Here is a 2,841-nt window from a genome sequence, read left to right on the forward strand (position 1 = left end):
CGGGCGCGGGGCCCGGACGCGGGGGGCCGGGGCCCGGCGCGGGCGGCTACCCCCGGGCGAGCAGCCGGACCGCCTCGTCCGGGCCGACGGGGTTGTTGAACACCGGCTTGCCGTACTCCTGCCGGCGGCCCTCGGACAGCGGGCCGGCGTCGACCGGGGCGAAGCCGAGCGCGTCGATCAGGTCGAGGACGACCGCCTTGGCCCGCGGGTCGTCCGCGGCGACCGGGATCGCCAGCCGCTCGGCCGCGGGCAGGCCGGGGTGCCCCTCGTCGCGGAGCCGGACGAAGTAGATCGTGTTGAACGCCTTGACCACGCTCGCGCCGGGCAGGTGCGCCGCGACGGCCTCGCTGGAGGTGGTGGCGCCGCTGTCCAGCTCGGCGATGTGGCCGTCGCGGGCCGGGACGTAGTTGTTGGTGTCGACGACGATCCGGCCGGCGAACGAGGCGGCCGGCAGTTCCCGGTACCGCCCGTAGGGGATCGCGAGGATCACCACCTCGCCCGCCTCCGCCGCCTCGGCGACCGTGCCCGCCCGCACCGCGCCGCCGAGTTCGGCGACGAGCCCGGCCAGCGTCTCCGGCCCGCGCGAATTGGCGATCACGATGTCGTGGCCGAGGTCCGCCAGGCGCGCGGCGAGCGTACCGCCGATCATTCCGGCGCCGATTATCCCGATCTTCATGGCATCCCGTCTCTCGCGTGGTCGAACCGGAGCCCGGACCGGGCCCCGGCCGTCATCAGACCGTGCCCTGCGGGACGTCCATGGCGATCAGCCAGCGGCCGTCCGGCTGCCGCCGGGCGATCATCAGCCCCAGCCCGCCGGTCGAGATGTCCGGAGCGCGCTGCTCCTCCTCGCCCAGCCAGGCGTTGATCAGCAGGGCGATCCCGTTGCCCTCCAGGCAGCGGCGGGTCTCCCTGCGCCCCGCGCACGGCAGGCAGGCCAGCGCGTCCCGCAGCGCCTCGCCCAGCCGGTCCCGGCCCTCCAGCACCTCGCCGGCGGAGGTCACCATCAGCGCGCCGTCCTCGTACAGCGAGACGAGCTCGGTGACGTCGGCCCGCAGGCACGCGGAGCACCAGAGCGCGATGAGCTGGGCGAGGCTCCGCGGACCGGTAAGAGCATTATCAGGCACAGCGCTTAAGTGTAGTTGCGCGGTCTCGGCGATGACTAACACTGATGGCGCGGCAATTCACACGGATGGGTTGTGGATGCCGGACGGATAGGGATCCACATCACGGCTCTGTAAGAAACCCTGGAAAAGGTGTTAATCGGTGCCGGTAACCTTCTTGGCCGATTCTCGGCGCCCTTCTAGCATCGGTCGAGTGGCCTTCCGCCATTAGCTCGCCAAGCTCAGGGCAATCTGGAGAATCGGCTCAATGACTGAACAGCGAACAACCACCGGGACCGGCGAGAAGGGGCGGCGCGCCGTCAACCTCCGGCTCGTGCTCATCACGCTCTGTGCTGTCCAGTTCATCGACGGCATGGACGTCGCCAGCATGGGGCCCGCCCTCCCGCAGATCCAATCCGACCTGGACATGTCGTCCGAGGCCCTCCAGTGGGTCGTCAGCGCCTACGTGCTCGGCTACGGCGGCTTCCTCCTGCTCGGCGGCCGCATCGCGGACCTGTACTCGCGGCGCAGGGTGCTGCTCGTCGCGCTCGGGATCTTCGCGGTGGCCAGCCTGGCGGGCAGCGTCGCCGGCGACGGCCTGGCCCTGATCGCGGCGCGGCTGGTGAAGGGCATCGCCGCGGGCTTCACGGCGCCGGCCGCGGTGGCCATCCTGCTCAACACCTTCCGCGACGAGGAGCAGCGCAACAAGGCGCTGGGCACCTTCATCTCCGTCGGGGCCTTCGGGCTCACGCTCGGCCTGGTCATCGGCGGCGCGCTGACCGAGGCGTCCTGGCGCTACACGCTCGTGCTCCCGGGCATCGTGGCGATCCTCATCCTGCTCGCCAGCATCGCGATCGTACCGAACGACACCGACCACGACGCCGTCCGCGGCGGCGGCCAGATCGACGTGCTCGGAGCCGTCACCGTGACCGGCGGCCTGATGGCCATCGTGTACGGGTTCAGCCGCTCGGCGTCCTCGGGCTGGGACGACGCGGTCACGATCGGCGCGCTGGCCGCCGGCGCCGTCCTGCTGGTGCTCTTCACGCAGGTGGAGCGCTTCGCGCGCTCGCCGCTGGTGCCGCTCGACGTGTTCCGCCGGCCGCAGCTCTCGCACGCCAACGTCGCCGCGCTGGTGCTGCACGGCGCCTACGTCGGGTTCCAGTTCCTCGCCACGCTCTACTTCCAGCGCAAGCTCGGCTGGTCGCCGCTGGAGGCCGCCTTCGGCTTCTTCATCGGCGGCGCCATGGTCGTGCTGTTCGCCGCCCGCTTCGCCGGGATGGTCGCCAAGGTCGGCGCCTGGCGGTTCGCCACCCTGGGCTTCTTCCTCCAGGCGGCGACGTACGTGTGGTTCCTCCAGCTCGACAGCAGGAACGCCATCCTGCTCGTCGTCGTCCAGCAGGCCGTCGGCGGCCTCGGCTTCGCCATGACGCACCCCGCGCTGAACATCACCGCCGTGATGCAGGCCAAGACCACCGAGCAGGGCCTGATCTCCGGCATGTTCATCGCGGCGACGCAGCTCGGCAGCGGGCTCGTGCTCGGCCTGGCCGCCTCGGTGTTCGCCGCCAACGCGGGCGCCGGGCTGGAGGGCTACCGCGCCGGCCTCTGGGTGGTGATCGCGGCGGCCCTGCTCGGCCTGCTGCTGAGCGCCGTCGGGGTGGTGCGGTACCGCGCCGCCGCCGCGCCGGCCGCCGCCGAGGACGCCGTGGCCGGATAGCCGGTCCGCGGCGGGCCGCGCGAACGG

General features: G+C 72.1%; 3 protein-coding genes. 1 reads left to right on the forward strand and 2 read right to left on the reverse strand.

The window, feature by feature from the left end; all coding sequences use genetic code 11:
* Positions 1–46: 46 nt before the first annotated feature.
* A complete protein-coding gene (locus E1300_RS48885; RefSeq protein WP_131764067.1) occupies positions 47–676 on the reverse strand; it encodes an NADPH-dependent F420 reductase in 630 nt (209 codons plus the stop codon).
* A 55-nt stretch (positions 677–731) separates the two neighbouring features.
* Complete coding sequence (locus tag E1300_RS48890) at positions 732–1,124, reverse strand: YybH family protein (RefSeq protein WP_165503350.1); 393 nt, start codon at positions 1,122–1,124, stop codon at positions 732–734.
* 244 nt (positions 1,125–1,368) lie between these two features.
* Here E1300_RS48890 and E1300_RS48895 point away from each other — a divergent pair, with 244 nt between their 5' ends.
* Positions 1,369–2,814, forward strand: coding sequence for an MFS transporter (locus E1300_RS48895; protein ID WP_131764069.1), 1,446 nt, complete (start codon positions 1,369–1,371; stop codon positions 2,812–2,814).
* Positions 2,815–2,841 lie beyond the last annotated feature (27 nt).

Source organism: Actinomadura fibrosa, from assembly GCF_900659615.1.
Lineage (GTDB): Bacteria > Actinomycetota > Actinomycetes > Streptosporangiales > Streptosporangiaceae > Spirillospora > Spirillospora fibrosa.